We start from the raw sequence: 661 nt of genomic DNA, 5'->3' as shown, positions 1-661 counted from the left end.
CCATGTACGTCTCGAGCGGCCAGTCGTTCACGACGCACGTCGCGAGCATCGCGGAGTGCTTGCCCGAGCAGGTCATGTAGATCGGGCTGGGAAGCTCGCCCGCGGCGATCAGTTCGGCTCGGGCAAGTTCGTTGCCCGGGAGGTCCGACGGGCACTGCAGCTGGTCGACGCCGAGCTGGTACCGAGCGAGAAGAGCCGCGACCAACTCGATGTGATCAGCCTCGCCCGCGTGTGAGGACGACGCGACGGCCAACTCTTCCGGGCCGGTGGGTGCAAAGCCGTTACGAAGCGCAGCGACGGCTTGCAACGGCTTGTTCGCCGAGCGCGGGTAGATGGGCGTGTGGATTTCCCCGAGTCCGACAACGACCTCTCCGTCGGCGCCGAGAATGACGGCCGATCCGCGATGCACGCATTCGCGGAATCCGGAGCGGACCACTTCCACCAATTCGATACTCACGAGTGCACCTGCGCTTCTGCTTGTTCGATGAACCTCTGGACGCGCGCGGCGACGTTCGGTGCAAGATCGGTGTGTTCCGCGAGCAGCCGTCGAAGCCGCTCAGGGTCCGTTCCGGCGAAGATCTCTCGAACAGTCACTCCGTGATCCGGTACGTGGACTCGGGTGACCGAGTCGCCCGCGGCGATCGTGCCGGTCCGGTTGACG

General features: G+C 65.4%; 2 protein-coding genes. Both read right to left on the bottom strand.

Going from position 1 to position 661, the window contains the following annotated elements; translation table 11 throughout:
• Positions 1–457, bottom strand: a 457-nt coding sequence (locus EAH77_RS25020; RefSeq protein ID WP_140476150.1) for an asparaginase, incomplete at its 3' end; no start/stop codon positions are given.
• A partial coding sequence (locus EAH77_RS25425) for a hypothetical protein (protein WP_206664903.1) occupies positions 454–661 on the bottom strand: 208 nt, incomplete at its 5' end. The genes EAH77_RS25020 and EAH77_RS25425, both read right to left, overlap by 4 nt.

The sequence above is a fragment of the Ewingella americana genome, assembly GCF_006438725.1.
Taxonomy (GTDB): domain Bacteria; phylum Pseudomonadota; class Gammaproteobacteria; order Enterobacterales; family Enterobacteriaceae; genus Ewingella; species Ewingella americana_A.
The sequence above is the reverse complement of the archived record's forward strand: the minus strand, read 5'-3'. Positions and strand labels throughout refer to the sequence as shown.